Source organism: Sphingobacterium sp. G1-14, from assembly GCF_002196555.1.
GTDB lineage: Bacteria > Bacteroidota > Bacteroidia > Sphingobacteriales > Sphingobacteriaceae > Sphingobacterium > Sphingobacterium siyangense.
The window spans coordinates 2,275,740-2,293,648 of the sequence record NZ_CP021381.1 but is presented as its reverse complement, the minus strand read 5'-3'; the positions used below and the strand labels follow the sequence as shown (position 1 = coordinate 2,293,648).

Here is a 17,909-nt window from a genome sequence, read left to right as displayed (position 1 = left end):
TATGCATATTTCAATCTATTCAAACCAACGTGGATCTCCAGCAGTACCACGTCCACCAAATCCATTACCAGCTTTAATACGAAAGTCTTTATTCATCGGATTTACAAATAAATCTTCCGCGGTTCCGCTGAAAATAGTGATCTCCGAAAAATCCCGGGAAGTACGCTCTATCTGCAATTCATTTGTACGATAGCTCCCAGCAAACGATACGTTAAGCGCAAAACCAGCATGATCGTAGCTCGTTGCGTTTATACGCCCACCACTGTTCGTTCCGGCAATAATATTGTTGCTTCCAACAAAGGAAAAAGGCAATCGAGCGGTATCAAAGCGGAGCAATTGAGTCATTGCTGCATTTTGATTATAAAAAGTACAATTGCCAACAACTATCTTTCCGACAGCGACGCGAACGTCCATCAACTGCGTTGTCAGATCGGTGAAGGTACTGTTGGTTATTGAGATCGAATCCACACTTGCGGTGCTACCACCGATATTTACCACACCATATCCTCCGATTTTATCGACTCTACAATGATCAAAGTTTATCCCTTTCACGGTCACAGCATTGTTAAGGCGTACCACCCCACTACCTAGTCTTTCTATATAACAATTTTTAAAAGTGTAGGCAGCTACACTTGCACCATTTTTATCCTGAGAGATCAAAAAAGAGCTACCGTTTGCATAAATTTCGAGATTTTCAAACACGACCTCACCCAAGACAAGATCGGTCAATTGCAGCCCCAAAAGATTTAACTTAGGATAATTGCCGCCGGCATCTGAGGTGCCGGTCAGATTTAGGTTACTGATTCCTGCAGGTATCAGTAAATTGGCCAAATCGTAAGTCTTACCACCTGTAAATACCAGCACGATATTGGTTTTTCCTTGGGCAACAGCTGAGCTTATCAGCGTAGGGATATCGTCTCCAGGGTTTACTGTTATCATCTCTCCTCCAGCTATACCTAAGGTTTTAACTGTCTTTGCTCCTCGCTCGTTTTCCTCGTTAAAAATTGCGACACGATAGCTTGTTCCTGGCCGTAAACCTTCAATCTTGAGATGACCATCGGCTTTATTAGTAGGGGACAAAGTTATCTTCTGCAGTTCAGTATTCTTTACTGGTTCAAAAACACTAACATGAGTTACACGATCTGTTACAGGCCAATAGAGCTCAATATGATCCACACCAATATTCAGTTTACTAAATAACTGCTCTGCAGCTGTCTTAAAATATAATTGCGAATAATTTGATTCTTCACCTGTTTCTGTATTTACTCCTTTCATCCTGACAGAATACTCCGTAAGGCCATCCAGATTATCAAATAAAGTCCGATATTCAACCCTTGCAGGAATGGCGGAGGGTGCGAAGGGAGTCAACGTATCAGCTAATATTTCCACTGTCTTAACAATTTCGGCAAACTGCAAACTATCCTTACTAAATTCAAAAATATATTTCTGCGCAGCTACTGTTTTTGTATAGTTAATTTCCACTGAAGTTGCACCGACTACACCAGTAGTAAACTTTAGTGATTTAAAAAGCCGCTGATGTGAAGCATCCACCTCCCAATCGTTAGCTTTCTTACAACTAAGCAGGTTTAAAACCAGAGCCAGCAACATTATGCTATTTAAAAGTATCTTTTTCATAAAACTATTTGCTTGATATTAATAACCGTAGGTATTACTCAGGTAGCCCCTTGCTTCCCGAATATCGTCGATATATATCGGATAAACGTACCGATAATTACAGACGCCATTGCCCATTTTATACTGGTTAAGCTGCGCTTGAATTTCCGCGCCATAGGTCAACGTGGATAAAAATTCCGAATAATTGTACGTAGCCATCAATCCTGTTCCAGCCAATAATGTTCTGATCGGCCAAATTGTATAATTGTATACTTTTCCGGATTCTACTTTTTCTGGCTTGGCAGCATCTTGAGGAAACCATCTGACAGAAATGTAGTCCCCACCTGGAGCCGCAGGCAAATCACCGTAATAATTTAAGGAAGCCTTATCAATATATTCGTTATCTTTATAACGGAAATAAACTGTCGAAGGAAATTGTGCTGGCTGATAGGTTTTATCAAATATTTTCACGGGTTTGCTATGATCATACATAATACATAGCGCCATTTTCATATCCTCAATTTTTTTATAAAGCAATCCCCAACGAATCAGATCTTGTTTACGGACAGACTCACCGCCAAACTCCCAAGCACGTTCATTAATTACTGCATCCAAAAAGTTAGCATCATACGCTTGTATTTTGGAAGACCCGACGCCAAATGCTCTTTCACGAACTTTTTCCAAAGCCTGTCTCGGTGATATTTTGGCCATTTCATGTACTGCATCAGGATTTTCAATCTGACTTTGAGCTTCGGCATACATGAGATAAATATCGGAGTATCGCATTAGTATCCAATTGACTCCAGTAGCGATACGCCCTGTCGCGGTCTTGTGCATAGCAAGATAGGAATTAGACATCCAGTAAATCCTCCATTTACCAAATTTTACATCATTCGGATTATTACTCACCTTCTCTTTATTGTCAGCTCCATAGCCAATCCAGCTAAGCGTCACGTCACGCCTTTTATCTTCTCTGTCGAAGGAATAAAAATAATATGCGGTTGAGGTTACATAACTACCACCGAATCCACGGGAGCCATACTTTGAATTTCCATCCACAGCATAGCCCATCAAGGAGCCAATATCTCCATTGTTACCCATGCCAAATGCTACTTCAAACAAATTTTCATTTGAAGCATTTGGACGATTACCACATACGGAAGACCATATATTCTCAAAATCTGGATCCAAACGATGCGGGTTATCTGCTGATCCGATCAATTCTGCGGCCTGTTCTGCTGCGATACGGTAATATTCTTTCCAGTTTTGAGGGCGACCTACATAATAGCCATTGTTGGAAGGTATTGTCGGATGCTTCTCAGCAGTTGAATTAGGAAATGCTTTACTGTCTCTGAGAGACCAGCCGCCAGCAAATAATGCGACACGTGCCAACAGACCTTTTGCGAAACCTTTGGTTACACGTTCTACTGTACCATACTCACTATTTCCGCCTTTGTATGGAAGATAGGACTGTGCTTCTTCCAAGTCCTTTACCAAATAATGATACACCGTATCCTTATCGGATTTTGGCAAGTACACATTAGACAGGTCGGACTTGGAAGCTTCTTTTTTATACGGAATATCACCCCAATACCGCGCAAGCTCAAAAAATGCGAGCGATTTAAGTGTGAGCGCTTCTCCCAGAAGAGGTTTCATGCTATTTGCTTCACTCGCGAGAATCGGTGAATTGCGGATTCCATCGACGACTGCGGTTGCCATTTCTGCAAACTCGAACAAACGTTGCCACCTTGTCGTAGAATTGTTGGCGTGTCCGAAATAATTTCCGGCGCCAAAATCGTCTGTCTGAGAGATATATCCGGTTTCGCTAAATGAACCATTGGATTCCGTATCCGATACTCCTTGCCAGTTGACCGATAATTTCTGCCCATAGATATAGGTATCGGTCATTTTCCCATACAGTCCCATAACCGCAGCTTTAGTCATAGAACTTGTCTTAAATACAGTCTCTCCACTTAGGGAAGAAGGAGAACTGGTTTCAAGATATTTTTTGCATGAACTCATACAGGCCAGTATGACAACAGCAATGATGATTATATTTTTCATGTTCTTGTGTTTAAAATGTAACATTTAATCCAAACAACACCTTTCTCGCTTTCGGATAGGCAGAGTATCCTACCCCGGGAGTCAATGGATTACGTTGTGTGTCAACCTCTGGATCCTGTCCACTATATTTTGTCCAGACATGCAGGTTATAGCCAGCGACATAAATGCGTAAATTCTGCATAAGAAGCCGCTTAGCAATATGTGTCGGCAAGGTGTAGCCTAGTGTCACATTGCTCAGTCTGAGAAAGGAGCCGTCTTCGATGGCCCAATCGGTTAAAATACGACCATTTGCTGCCATGGGATTCCACATCGTCTTTCCTTCATTGAGCGCACGGAAAAGCTCGGGATTGGCATCATTTCCAAACATGATATTGGCACCAGTGGCAGGGTTTATCGTGGTAAAACGTTGTGAAAGCCTCATATCATTACTGATATTCTGATACCCTTTAGAACCTTCATAAGCCATGAAATCTATTTTATCTGCATTATATATGTCGTTGCCGTAAGACCAGTTAAACATACCCGCCAGATCAAAGCTTTTGTACTGCACATTCAACATCAAACCACCTGTGTGTTTTGGTTGTGCTTGGCCAATCACCGCTCTGTCATCCTCCAATGTAATTACCTGACCTTCTCCGCCCAACTTCTCAAGTTTAATATGACCTGGGCCAAAATAATTCCCCCCTCTGGACATTACTTTCGAAGCATCCACCACTCCTTCATTTAATAGCCATCTATTTTGCGTACCATCAAAAGTAAAATCATCAAAAGAATAGAAACCATCTTGTTTAAAACCATACATCAATCCCAGTGGCTGTCCAACAATGGCCCTAAAATCATCGCGTCCAAAATCCAGCCATGGAGAGGCTGGCGTTGTCATTTCATTCAGACCATCAATCAGCTTACGAATCTTATTGCGATTAAAAGCAATGTTAAAGTCTGCTGATAAACGAAAATCTTTTTTTTCCACCAATACTGCAGATGCCGAAAACTCAATTCCCCTATTGGAAGTACTACCTATATTCTGATACTGGTTGGCATATCCCGAGCTCGACGGCAACGGTACCTGAAGGATTAAATCGTTTGTAATATTATTATAAGCATCAACAGTAAGGTTCAACCGGTTTTTAAACAAGGAAAGATCCAAACCTATATTACTGGACACTGTGCTTTCCCATGTTAGATTTTCATTCTTCAGCGTGGTCTTCGTACGTAACGCACTCTGTGGGGTTTCTCCAATATAATACAATTGATTTGCCGCATTAATAAAATCATAGTCCTGCCGCCAATAAGATCCCACGCGCGCGTTACCGACAGAGCCGTGGCTCAAGCGCAATTTGGCGTCAGAAAGCCAAGCTTTGGTACCTGACATGAAAGACTCATCCGAAAATCTCCAGGCAAAAGCCGCACCTGGAAAAAATCCCCATTGATTGCCGGGTGCAAATACATTTTTACCATCTGCCCTACCCGTTAATGTCAGAATATAGCGATCGCTAAAAGTATAGTTAACCCTCGAGAAGATGGAGGTCGTCCGTGATGGTTCGCGAATGGTGGTGTAGGTAGGCGATGGAATACCATAATTCCACATCGCTAACACGTCATCGGTTGAGAAATCTTTGGGATAAAATTTAGACTCCAACAGCATATCGTTTTGCTCGCTATTTGTCATCTCCTGCCCCCCAACGATTGTAAAACGATGTTTATTTTCTTGCAGTTTGAAATCGTAAGTCAGCACATTTTGGAATGACCACAGCGCCCCTTTTTGATCTTCTCGCCGCGCTACGGGCTGACCACCGTTAGCGCTGGACTGCCCCGTACCATTTATCCAGATATTATCCGTAAAATTTTTATTGAAACCATAAGAACCTTTGGCATTGAAACTCAATCCTCTGGCGATTTTCCAATTCAGCCCGGCATTAAAAATTAAATTAAAGCGATTTTGATCTTTATACTCATTCACAACATTTACAACGGGGTCGTTGAGTGAGCTCAGCGCTTCAGCTGAAGTAATATCTTCCGCTCCACCAAGGGCTCCTTCGGTCAGCGATGCAAGACTGCGAACGGGCGCATATTTTACAGCTTCCCGCAACTTGCGCCCGTCAGAGATACTGGGACCCGTGATTTTTGTGTTTGACATCCGCGAGTTAAACTCAAAGGAAAGCTTAGGACTAATCTTTTTATTGAGCTTTGCGCTCACATAATCCCGCTGGTAAGCCGAGTTTAACATAATATAATCCTCATTGTCGTGTGTATAGTTTAAGTTATAGGTCAGACTTCCATCTTTGTCACCTCCCGTCATTCCCAAGCTATAGTTTTGCTGCAGCCCCGTATTACCATATAATTTATCCTGCCAATTAAGTCCATCTTTGGACTTATAGATATCCACATCTTCCCAGAGTCCATACATGGAATTAAAACTGTTATTCGCAGCCATAGAAGGATCGAGCTCACGCTGCCAGTATACATACTCATAGGGCGACAGTACCTCTGTAAGGTTGTACACTTTACTTGCAGCCAGATAGGAGTTGAAAGTAATTTTTGGATTTCCGCCTTTCCCAGATTTAGTCGTAATCAAGATAACCCCATTGGCTCCTTCAGAACCGTATATTGCAGTTGAGGCCGCATCTTTCAGTACATCTATATTTTCAATATCTGCCATCGGAATATCGTTGATATTGGCTACACGAAATCCATCGACAATATATAAGGGCGAATTGTCCTGGGTAATGGAACTTCCACCACGGACACGGACTTTTATCTGGGCATCAGGCGAACCTTCCGTTATGGTGACATTGACCCCCGGTAAACGACCGGATATGGCTTGAAGGACAGATACTGTGGGTAGATCTTTCAATTGTTCGGCGTTAATAGAGGCTACTGAACCTGTCAGATCTTTCCGTTTTGTAGTACCATAGCCGATGGCTACAACTTCATCCATCATTAACGTATTATCTGCAAGAACAACATCTATTTTCATACGTCCATTGACCTGAACTTCTTGGCTTTTTTTTCCAACAAAAACAAATACAAGAACAGCATTTTCGGGAACATCCTTAAATGCATAACTTCCCGACTGATCAGTTGATGTCACCATACTGCTTGATTTTATTCGCACAGTTACCCCTGTTATCGGAACTCCTTTTTCATCCAACACCTTGCCTACGATAGCAATAGACCTTTGAGATATCCATCGAACCTGCTTACGGGGGCTATCCAAAAGCACTGTCATGGTCGCATAACTATCGTTTGCCTGAATGGTAGTTGAAATGAACACCAGCAAGAAGCCAATATTCACCCGGCTCCGCCAATTGTAATAAGGTACATCCCTAACACCGTCTGAATGCAACAAATTTTTACGCAGCTGCGTAGAACGAAACAAAGAAAACTTTATTCCGTCAAATGGTTTCAATTTGTTATTTCACATAAGATTTGATTCATAATTGCTTGGCTATATCGCTCGATTTCTGCGAAATCACTTCCATACTTGGGGTTTAGTGCAGATAAATTTGCGAGGATTCCATTGATCATTCCCCACAATAACCGTATCATAAGTATAACTAGCAGCTTCCGCATCAGTTAGTATTGCTTTTGACACACCCATCTCATTATTGCTGTTTTTAAATCGTGTCTTACGATTGTCGGTGCCTATCGCATTTCCTGACACATCTATACTTTTGTAATCGGCAAATATTTTGGGAATCCCCCCCATATCTGTCCATCCTTCTTTGGCCACCGGGATATTCATTCGTGTGTAAAGAAAAACAGCTTTAGGCTGATCGTGCCATGGACGTCCTAATTTTACTTTTCCATCTGCGGCAGCGGTATTTCCATCGATTGTACAATATTTAAACACGTAACCCCATTTAGTTTCCTCCTTATGGCTCGGAGCCACAATCACCGATCCGCTGCGAACATTATACAAGGTGCAATGCTCAACATATGCATTACCGCCCCCATAAAAATAATCCACAGCCCCTTCTATCCAGCAATTGTATACATATAGCCGATCATTGGGCTTGCGTGTACTAGTCATCCAGGTATCTTGAAAAGATCGGAATATGCAACCACTAAATGCTACCCTATCCGCTTGGATACGTATTGCCAAAGCCTGTGGGCCGCTTTGCCGTTCAAGTCCCCAATCATTTATAAAACTGATATTTTCGGCATAAAAATCATCCCCATAGATTGACACCACTGCCCCGGGATAGCGATAAACCGCTGCTTTGGGATTGTGAACGGAAAATTCCCAAGCTGCAGTGTCTGTTTGATACCATTTAGAATCCGGCTTAGGTAAAGACTGTACGTTTAACATAAAATGAACACGTGTTTGCTGCTTATCTTGACCAATTAAATGGATGAATCTTTTTTCTATGGGTACCGTGATTACTTCATTATAGTCTCCATTTTTCACATAAATACGGTAAGGTTCACCGCAATGTTTTGGCGCACTATCAATTGCCTTTTGTATAGTTTTATAATCGCCGGTACCATCGGCTGACACGACCACATTGTGACCTCCATCTAGTGCTATCGTTTTAATTATGCTGGCACAGCAAAAAAAGGGACTACAAAATTGAACATAGGTCAATAGAATAGATACAAGAATTTGTCTAATCATTAGAAGTCTATAATTGGTTCGTTTAACATTAAGTTTGCAAGACTGTCGTCAGCAATAATCAAAGCTAATGGAGCACAACAAATTAAAGGTTCAATAATTGACAAAAAAGGTTTAATTTTTATAAAAAATTAATTATCAGTGATTTATATTTAAAAATTATGATAAAAATGATTTATTTTTATTTCGCATAGTATATTCTTTTGGAGAGATCCCGAACATTTCCTTGAAACTAGTACTGAAATATTTGGGATTATTAAATCCTACGCGATAAGCTACATCGGATACGTTTTCCAGCCCCGCATCAAAATATAATTTAGCCTTTTTCAGGCGCAACTCCCGAACGAATTCAACTGGAGCTATATTTGTCAGGCTCTTAAATTTTTTGTAAAAGGTATTGCGGGCCAAATTCAGCTGTTCGGCAATCAAATCAATATTAAAGTCAGATTGGTTCATATGCTGTTCCACCACCTCAACTACCGTATCCAAGAATTTCTTATCCTTGTCGTCAATTTGAACTTCTGATACCTGAATTACAGGAGCATTCCGCTCAGTAACCTGTTTAAAATAGGATCTTCTTTTTTGAAGTAAATTATGAATAGCTGTTAATAGAAAAGCAGGTTCGAATGGCTTTGTGATATAATAATCAGCGCCATAATGCAATCCTTCAATTTGCGTTTCAACAGCGTGTTTAGCACTCAACAACACAAAAGGAATATGGCAAACCCGCGCATCCCGCCGAACTTCTTTCAACATTTCAATACCATCCATTACTGGCATCATCAGATCGCTTAATATAAAATCAGGCATCATGGAGTGAATCTTTTCCAACCCTTCTTTACCGTTTGTAGCTATTTCAACGTGATAATGAGCGTCTAATTGCCCCTTTAAAAATATTCGTAAATCCGCATTGTCTTCAACTAACAATAAAGTTTCATTTTTGTCTGTATCGAAAGATACCATGCTATGCTTATTGGGATCGGAATACGGAGGAAGGTCAAAAGAATTAAAATTACGGAATTCTTGAACATTTTGCGGTACATTTGCATTATTGTGAATTGGAATTTCAACGCTAACATGGAGTCCTTGGGTTTCCCTGTTTTTTGCATAAATGTTTCCGTCGTGTAATAATGTAAATTCTTTTGAAAGCGCTAAACCTACTCCCGTACCTTTTCTTTTATGCACTTTAGGGTTATTTTCTGTGTAAAATAATTCAAAAATATAAGGCATTGTTGCACTTGGAACTCCAGGTCCCTCATCAATGATATGGATATACATTTTCTCTTGCTCCAGGTTTAACTGGATTTCCACGCTACTTCCTTCGGGTGCATAATTGAGTGCATTTGACAACAAGTTGAAAAGGATTATCTCAATTTTCGTCTGATCTAGTTGAACAATCAGTTCTTTAAAAGCGGTAACAAATTTAAGATTCACCTGTTTTGCTTCGGCAGATGCAATAAACGCGAACAATACGTCAGAGATCAATACCACGATGTCGAATTGCGTAAGATGCAATTGATGCTTACTTTCCTGTACCTTTCGCAAGTCTAACAATTGATTGACAAAAAGCTCCATTCGCGCAGCATTCCGATGAATAATATCCATATATACCTGTTTTTTTGAATCGGTCTCTTCACGTATCAATTTCTTGACCGGGCTTATAATAAGTGTCAATGGTGTCCGCAATTCATGAGAAATATTAGTCAAAAACTCCATTTTAAGTGCACCAAGATGCTGTTCGAGAAGTACTTTCTGTTTTAAATGTATCATTTGCAGACATATTTTAAAAACTGCATAGGAAATCCCGAGAATCAAAAAACCGTAGACTATATATGCCATATGTGTCTTCCACCATGGTGGATTAATCATAAATTCAACCTTTCTATAAGGGATTCCTTCATAAAGATCATCTTCCCCCCTTATCTCAAGGGTGTAATCGCCGGGATTTAAATTGGTGTAGGTAATGCGTGTAATCTGGTTATTAAGATGCCAGCTAGTATCAATCTGTCTTATACGATATTGAAAATTAGGGTGCATATAACGCGGATCCGAAACTGTTACATCAAAAGATAGGTTATTTTGATTATGGTTTAATATAAGCCGATCAGTATATTGTACTCCGACTTGTTGTCCTTTTTTTTGGGTATTAATTACAAATTCCTTATTATTAATCAAGAGTCCAGTCAATAGAAGCTTCGGTTTGCTATATTTCTGTTGAAAGGCTTTGGTGTCGAGACAAAGTACTCCTTTTGTTGTACCAAAAAAAATCACTCCTTGCTTCCTCTGTACTACCGTCTTTTCTGAAAATCGCATATTACCAAAACCGTCACTTGCATTAAAATTTACGAACCTCTTTTTTTGACGATCAAACTTCGACAATCCACCTTCTGTTGCTAACCAAAGGTTATGTTCTTCATCTGAGATACAACTTAAAACATAATCATTAAAAAGTCCTTCGTTGGCGGTATAATGTTCAAATCGAAGAGCATTAAAAGGATCGCCACTGCATTTTGTCAATCCCCCCCCTGACGTACATATCCACATGGTTCCATAATGATCTTTGTACAGATATTGCACATCATTATCGCCAATATGATCTCCATCATAATACACAAAATAAAAATTATCCTTTTTATTGATTGGATTAACAACTAGAACACCATGGGTTGTCGCTACCCAAACCATTCCCTTATCATCGAGAGTTAATTGCCGAACTCTGTTAAATACATCCTTCCGCAAACCAGATTTATGCAATGCTATTTGTTCAAATTTCGTTACTCCATTAATTTCAGTAGCTCGAAGTAAACCCGCTCCATAAGTTCCTATCCAAATAGCCCCCTGTTTATCCTGCAATAACGAATAAACTTGGTTGCTAATTAATTTTTTGTTTATCGTATTAAATTGTTCAAGTCTATATGAAGTTCGCTCCTTATTTTGTGGTACAGCCTTTAACAGCCCATGCTTCTTAGTACCCATCCACATTGTTCCTTTACGATCCTCCAATAGACTATAGACGGACGAAAGTGCTTCTGAATCCACGCCACTAAAAGAAATTGGCAAAATTTTCCCCTGATCAAAAACTGATATGCGTCCCAATTTTTTGCCAACCCAAAACCTTCCCAACTGATCAAATAGAAGGCTACGAACTTCAGGGTCCGTTGCTTTCACCTCTTCGTTACCAAAAGGTTGGAATGACACCCCTTTATTGTAAAAGACTATCCGTGCCATTCCCTCCCCCTCTACGGCAAACCAAATTACACCAGCAGGGTCATATAGAATATCATGGACAAAGCGTGGAAAGTCTATCTGTTGACCATTGATTGATTTGAAAGAAAAGCTGAGCTGGGCATTCTGTTCATCAAAAAAACCGAATCCGCCCCCTCGCATACTGATCCAGACTCTTTGCGATGCATCCTCAAAACATTTAAAACTCACGGTTGAACTCTTTTTAAAGAAAGGAGAACTAAAATAGTTGCTTTTAAGATCGTTCAAATTCAGCAGGACCACGCCATTTCCCTCTGGTTCAAGCCACAATCGTCGCTTACTATCTTCATAAATTCCAGTAAGGCTAGTTCGAAATTGATATAGTTTCTGTATTGTATGCCTTACAACATCAAATGCAATAAGTTCACCCAAGGAGGTCGACAGGAAAAGCTGCTTTTGATCGCGTGACATACGCATTTCATTGATTCGTCCTTTTGTTACCGATAACTTCTGCAATTTTCGTCCTTGTTTATTATACACCAAAAGGTTGTTTTTTTCGGTAGAAAAAAACATGAAATCAGAAGATTCAGCAATCTTAAAGATACCATTTGAAGCCAATTCAAAAGATTGAATAACATGTGGCTTATTCCCTTTTTTTGAAGATAATTGAAGCAAATGAAGACCATCTTTTGTCCCAATCCATACCTGTCCTTCGACATTCCTATGGAAGAAAGTCAATTGATTTGACGATAGATGATTATCTACAGCTTTATTGTCTGAGCTAAAGATTGAATAGTCAGAATTTCCACTTTTCGTATCTATACAAAATAAACCATCGTCTGTGCTGCCTACCCATATAGATTGTGCATCAATTGCTAAAATTTTGTTAAACTGTACTGATTTTTTTTGTGTAGCTTCCACCTTTTCCGATATCGAGCAAAACTCTTCGGTAGCCTTGTCAAAACGATAAAGTTTCATATCATAAGTAAGAAACCAGATGTCGTTTTTATTACCATCGATCATCTGAATAACTCGACGACTTGCGACATCATACTTCTTGGATTCTGTAGAATTATAGGTTTTGAAATGCTGACCATCGTACCGGTTAATTCCGTTCCATGTGCTAATCCAGATAAAACCATCCTTATCCTTCAATAGTCCTGTCAGATTACCATGAGAAAGACCTTTATCTCCGCCAAAATGATCCAATCTAAAACTTTCCTGACCTAGAACGGTGGGTATATAAGCGAATACTACCGCTAATAAAAATATCCACGAACTACTAAATTTTATCATAATGAAGATTAGATTTATCCCTCTCTTTTTGAAAATTTGGTTACTACCTAAAAGTAGCTTTTTATTCACGTATTACTTTATATTTTCTACGCAAACGATCTCAAAAATATGATATGCAGATATTGCCCAATCTAAGTATATATGGCAACCTAATAGTAATAAGATCCATATTGGACCGATTTATCTTATTCTTATGGATTGAATTATTTTTAAGCTCCTGAAAAATTGATTTTAAAAGTGTAAGCCGTTGCTGTGCCATTAGCACCTGACAAAAAAAATTAAACAATAATATTACAAATAAACTTTTAATCAAACACAAACTTCTCTTATGCTTACAATTGGTTATTTCAAGCAACAAGATAAGAAATTATTTACGGTAGCAAAACTTCTAACCAAGTCTGGCGATCTACACGTTCTTTTATAACAAAAAAGACTATCCTAGGATAGTCTTTTTTGTTATAAACTCTTCTGTAGTAACTTATGCTGCGAAGCCGTAAAAATATTCCGGAAGATTATATTGATTTCATGATCAATGGCGGCCCCCGAGATTCCGGTATGCGGATAGAGTCTTATTGTATTTGTCAAGATACATTCCACAAAATCTCGACTTTGTATCCCTATCTGTTCATAAATTGCTGCATTATCATTGCCATCATGAAGATTTACCCAAGAAAGAACGGCCAAATTCATTATTGCTTCCCTCCGATTAACATAATCTTGCTGAAAGTCATCGAGTACCCTAAACGCTTCTTTACTTTCAGTCTTCTCCCATTTGGATTGATTGCTTTTTAACACAAATAGTTTTTCGATTAAATCCAAAAAGCGCTTATACATTCCCGTAAAGTTGGCCAGTAAAGTCAATTCCGCAAAAGGCATAAAGGGATATTGATACAACAGCTCGCTACGTGTACTTTTTGCCGCATCAATATCAAAAGACTGCCTACCATCAACGAGTATGTCTTCCAGCGAAAAGGAATGCGAAGCCGTAGCCTCCAATCCAAATGTATCCCAGTCGTAATGCACCAGTACATGATCACGATCCACAAAAAATGATTTTATCAGTGGTTCACCTTTTTCGTCCAACACGGGTTTTCCTGCCTCCTGAATTGCAGCATTTAAGGTAAAATGGGTTAAATGAGGAGCTCCGGTTGCATATCTCCAAAAACCGCGGAGCCGATAATGTTCACCTTCACGTGTAGCTGTACCTGATACCTGCCCACTGCCGCCAAAACAAACCCGATCCGTTTTGAAAATCTGATCTCCTAAAACCGGATCAATAAAACCGACAAAGAGATTTGCTCCTGAGCATAACGTTACTGTCCAAGCTAATCCCCCATCCCAATAAGCCAGGTCAGCCAATAAATTGAGCCCTTCAGGTAGACTTAACCCCAATCCACCCAATGCAGGTGGAACCCAAATCTTAAACCATTTCCGACGAAAAATCAGTTCGAGCTGTCCATCCGACAATGTTTTCTGATGGATTCCCTTAGCCTGATTATCTTTCAGAATAGCAATATCTTCGCTATTGAGTTGCATATCTTTCTTCACTTATTATTCTCCTCCAATTAAAATATCCACTAAATGCCATAACAAATAAAAACAAGGTCAAGCCCGAATAAAGAAATAACCCTTTATGGATCAGTAAAGGAATTGCCATCAGATTACTGATATTCAACAATATCCAATTTTCTATCTTCCGTTTTGCCAATAACCACATCCCTGCCCAAGCTGTGCAGGAAACTGCAGAGTCCCAAAGCGGTACATCAGAATCCGTTAAATGGACCAATCCGAAATAAAACAACAGAAAACCGAGAGCGCAGATTCCCCCTACTATCCACCATTCTTTCGGCTCACAATGCGTTATGGGAGCAGCAACATCGCTACTATATTTCCAATAGATCCAGCCATAGATGCTCATGATCAAATAATAGAGATGTAGTAATATTTCTGCATATAGTTTCGCATGGAATAATACGTAAACAGAAATTAAGATACCAATAATCCCAAAAATGTAATTGATCGATTTATTTTGCCGGGAAAACCAAACCTGTAAAACACCAAAGGATACCCCTAGCCATTCCGCGATGGTGGCCTGTTGAATCTGTTTTATAAAAGCTTCGAAAATTGTTTCAGAAGTCATCGCCTTGTTTATTATTTCGTGTAGTTCATAATAAACCTATGGGAGAAAAACGGACGTTTTTATTGAAATTAAATCCCTACGCCAGCATTACCTGGATCAGGTATATAAAAGCGATTGTACAAGGAGGTACAATCGCTTTTATTGGGTATAATCTCAGCCGAGAATGACCATGGTCATTCCAAGCACCCCATAAGTATATTTTCTGTCGAATTGATTATTCTATATCAATCAATTTCAACGCTTTGTGCGTACGCGTACGCGTTTCTTTACATAGTTGCGCATCATCGTTCAATGATTTCCCGTGTGAAGGAATCATTTCACGTAGTTTTTTACGGTATTCATCTGATTTCGCACGTTCAGGGAAACATCTCTTCAACAGGCTGATCATGATAGCAACTGACGTCGAAGCTCCAGGAGAAGCTCCTAATAGCGCAGCAATAGAACCATCTGCACTAGAAACGACCTCTGTACCAAATTCTAAAATTCCACCTTTCTTCTCATCTTTCTTGATGACCTGAACACGTTGTCCTGCTTTCTCGATAACCCAATCCTCCAATTTAGCTGTAGGCATAAATTGTTTTAAAGACTCTAGTTTATCTTTTGGTGACTTCATGACTTCAGTAATAAGATACTTCGTCAAAGGTAAGTTGTCAAGTCCGGCTGATAACATCGGGCGGATATTGGACAATTTGATAGAAGCAGGTAAATCGAAGTAAGACCCTTGTTTTAAGAATTTAGTTGAGAAACCTGCATATGGTCCAAACAATAACGCTTGTTTGCCATCAATATAACGTGTATCTAAGTGCGGTACAGACATTGGAGGAGCTCCAACAGAAGCTTTTCCATACACTTTCGCATGATGTGTATTAATGATCTCTTCATTTACACAACGTAGCCATTGGCCCCCTACAGGAAATCCGCCATAGCCTTTTGCTTCGGGTATTCCAGATTTTTCCAACAACAACAACGAGTGGCCACCGGCCCCAATAAATACAAACTTTGCTTTTATTTCTCTCTTTGTTCCTGTCTTTAAATCTTTGACCTCCACTTCCCAACGGCCATCGTCTTCACGTTCGATGTCGATTACTTCATGGTTTAAGGAGATCGAAATATTTTCTTTATTTTCAAGATTAGCGATCAAATCACGTGTCAACGACCCAAAATTAACATCAGTGCCCAGATCCATTTTTGTCGCAGCGATTTTTTCATCGGCCTCGCGTCCTTCCATCATCAATGGAATCCACGATTTCAACAATGCCGTATCTTCGGTATACTCCATCCCTTTGAACAAGTTTTGGGTCGTCAATGTTTCCCATCTTGTCTTTAGGAATTTAGCATCTTTTTCACCAAAAACCGCACTCATGTGTGGAATACTACGGATAAAATTTTCAGGTTGGGCAATAATGCCTTTATCAACGAGGTAGGACCAAAATTGCTTAGACACTTCAAATTGCTCTGCAATTTTAACTGCTTTATCAATCTTTACAGAACCATCTTTCTGTTCGGGGGTATAATTTAACTCGCATAAGGCAGAGTGACCCGTGCCAGCATTATTCCAAGCGTCAGAACTTTCAGCAGCCACAACATCCAAACGCTCAAGAATTTCAATATTAACGTCTGGGCTTAATTCATTGATTAGAGTACCCAAAGTAGCACTCATAATACCGGCGCCGATCAGAACAACGTCAACTTCTTTATTTGATTTTTTGCTCATGTTTTTGTGATTGATGCAAATTTAATATAGTTTTTGGTAAACGTCCAAGTCTTTTGTCAAAAAACTGTACTTTTTAGAACCACTTATTCAAAAATACCATTGATTTATTAAAATAATCCTAAGTGAGCGATCGCTTACCGTAAAATTCTAAAATTGTTTCCTGAAAACACGCTTCCACTCCAACATAAACACAAGGTCAGCACACAATGTTTTTCTATTTTAAACCGTTATTTATCGAAAGATTTTGTGTTATAATATAGTTTTAACATTTTTGCAGAACATCAAAAGGCAATAGTGTACACAATAGCTAAAAAAACAAGATCATTTATTCGCTAATACGACGGCATCGAAAAAACACAAGCACTGGGGCATAACCAAGATAAACCAAATGGAAACGAGTTCATGTTTCGTATTGAATTCCAGTAACAGACGGGCTGTGAGAGAAAGACAGCGCGTGGAAAATGGACATAAATGCCTAAGTGTGAATAATTGAAGAACAAATAACTTATACAGATGAAAATACTCGAAGGAAAAATTGCTTTAGTAACAGGAGCATCAAAAGGAATCGGAAGAAAAATTGCAGAAGTGTTTGCACAACATGGTGCTAACGTCGCTTTTACATATCTTTCTTCTGTCGAAAAAGGACAGGCGCTAGAACAGGAGCTTCAGGCTTTCGGCACCAAAGTGATTGGTTATCGCTCTGACGCTTCAAAATTCGAAGAAGCAGAACAATTAATCAACGCGATCGTTGCCGATTTTGGAGGATTAGATATCGTTGTAAATAATGCTGGTATCACAAAAGACGGCTTGTTAATGCGTATGACCGAAGAGAATTGGGATGATGTATTAAATGTCAACTTAAAATCTGTCTTTAACGTTACAAAAGCTGCTTCGAAAATTATGATGAAAAACCGTAAAGGTTCATTTATCAATATGTCTTCAGTTGTTGGAGTTCAAGGAAATGCCGGTCAGGCAAATTATGCCGCATCAAAAGCTGGTATTATCGGGTTCACAAAATCTATCGCTAAAGAATTAGGCTCTCGTAATATCCGTGCAAACGTAGTTGCTCCAGGTTTTATACGTACCGAAATGACTGATGTACTGGATCCTAAAGTTGTGGCTGGATGGGAAGCGGGAATTCCATTGAAACGCGCTGGTGAACCAGAAGACGTTGCCAATGCATGTCTTTATTTAGCATCTGATTTATCAGCATACGTAACCGGACAGGTTCTTCCTGTTGATGGTGGTATGTTATAAAATAA

Annotated in this window: 9 protein-coding genes and 1 riboswitch; of the genes, 1 reads left to right on the top strand and 8 read right to left on the bottom strand. The window is 39.5% G+C overall.

Translation table 11 applies throughout. The features are described from left to right. Nucleotides 1–15: 15 nt before the first annotated feature. The 8 genes from CBM24_RS09465 to CBM24_RS09430 form a co-directional block, all read right to left on the bottom strand. Nucleotides 16–1,635 (bottom strand): DUF5123 domain-containing protein, encoded by a 1,620-nt coding sequence (locus tag CBM24_RS09465; RefSeq protein ID WP_088161018.1) that lies wholly within the window; start codon nucleotides 1,633–1,635, stop codon nucleotides 16–18. Nucleotides 1,636–1,653: 18 nt separating this feature from the next. Continuing rightward, a complete protein-coding gene (locus tag CBM24_RS09460; protein ID WP_088163507.1) occupies nucleotides 1,654–3,678 on the bottom strand; it encodes a RagB/SusD family nutrient uptake outer membrane protein in 2,025 nt (674 codons plus the stop codon). Nucleotides 3,679–3,688: 10 nt separating this feature from the next. After that, on the bottom strand, nucleotides 3,689–7,027 hold the full coding sequence (locus tag CBM24_RS09455) for a SusC/RagA family TonB-linked outer membrane protein (protein WP_198386076.1): 3,339 nt from the start codon (nucleotides 7,025–7,027) through the stop codon (nucleotides 3,689–3,691). Between the two features lie 123 nt (nucleotides 7,028–7,150). Next, nucleotides 7,151–8,296 carry a pectinesterase family protein gene (locus tag CBM24_RS09450; RefSeq protein WP_088161016.1) on the bottom strand — a complete coding sequence of 382 codons (1,146 nt, stop codon included), beginning with the start codon at nucleotides 8,294–8,296 and terminating at the stop codon, nucleotides 7,151–7,153. Nucleotides 8,297–8,452: 156 nt separating this feature from the next. Beyond that, the gene (locus CBM24_RS09445) at nucleotides 8,453–12,793 is read right to left on the bottom strand and encodes a hybrid sensor histidine kinase/response regulator transcription factor (protein ID WP_088161015.1); all 4,341 of its coding nucleotides are present in this window, start codon (nucleotides 12,791–12,793) and stop codon (nucleotides 8,453–8,455) included. A gap of 456 nt (nucleotides 12,794–13,249) precedes the next feature. After that, nucleotides 13,250–14,329, bottom strand: coding sequence for an acyl-CoA dehydrogenase (locus CBM24_RS09440; protein WP_088161014.1), 1,080 nt, complete (start codon nucleotides 14,327–14,329; stop codon nucleotides 13,250–13,252). Beyond that, nucleotides 14,316–14,933 carry a nicotinamide riboside transporter PnuC gene (pnuC, locus tag CBM24_RS09435; RefSeq protein WP_088161013.1) on the bottom strand — a complete coding sequence of 206 codons (618 nt, stop codon included), beginning with the start codon at nucleotides 14,931–14,933 and terminating at the stop codon, nucleotides 14,316–14,318. The genes CBM24_RS09440 and pnuC overlap by 14 nt, the downstream gene beginning before the upstream one ends. A 55-nt stretch (nucleotides 14,934–14,988) precedes the next feature. Next, a riboswitch (TPP riboswitch) is annotated at nucleotides 14,989–15,133 on the bottom strand. 14 nt (nucleotides 15,134–15,147) lie between these two features. Next, the gene (locus CBM24_RS09430; protein WP_075991943.1) at nucleotides 15,148–16,647 is read right to left on the bottom strand and encodes a malate:quinone oxidoreductase; all 1,500 of its coding nucleotides are present in this window, start codon (nucleotides 16,645–16,647) and stop codon (nucleotides 15,148–15,150) included. 513 nt (nucleotides 16,648–17,160) lie between these two features. Between CBM24_RS09430 and fabG the strand changes: the two genes are divergently transcribed. Then, entirely contained in the window at nucleotides 17,161–17,904 is a 744-nt protein-coding gene (fabG, locus tag CBM24_RS09425; protein ID WP_075991942.1) for a 3-oxoacyl-[acyl-carrier-protein] reductase, read from the top strand. Nucleotides 17,905–17,909: the final 5 nt, after the last annotated feature.

Excerpts from the sequence above, each read along its gene's own strand:
- CBM24_RS09430 (WP_075991943.1), bottom strand. The coding sequence starts at position 16,647 with ATGAGCAAAAAATCAAATAAAGAAGTTGACGTTGTTCTGATCGGCGCC.
- pnuC (WP_088161013.1), bottom strand. The coding sequence starts at position 14,933 with ATGACTTCTGAAACAATTTTCGAAGCTTTTATAAAACAGATTCAACAG.
- fabG (WP_075991942.1), top strand. The coding sequence starts at position 17,161 with ATGAAAATACTCGAAGGAAAAATTGCTTTAGTAACAGGAGCATCAAAA.
- CBM24_RS09465 (WP_088161018.1), bottom strand. The coding sequence starts at position 1,635 with ATGAAAAAGATACTTTTAAATAGCATAATGTTGCTGGCTCTGGTTTTA.
- CBM24_RS09460 (WP_088163507.1), bottom strand. The coding sequence starts at position 3,678 with ATGAAAAATATAATCATCATTGCTGTTGTCATACTGGCCTGTATGAGT.
- CBM24_RS09450 (WP_088161016.1), bottom strand. The coding sequence starts at position 8,296 with ATGATTAGACAAATTCTTGTATCTATTCTATTGACCTATGTTCAATTT.
- CBM24_RS09445 (WP_088161015.1), bottom strand. The coding sequence starts at position 12,793 with ATGATAAAATTTAGTAGTTCGTGGATATTTTTATTAGCGGTAGTATTC.
- CBM24_RS09440 (WP_088161014.1), bottom strand. The coding sequence starts at position 14,329 with ATGCAACTCAATAGCGAAGATATTGCTATTCTGAAAGATAATCAGGCT.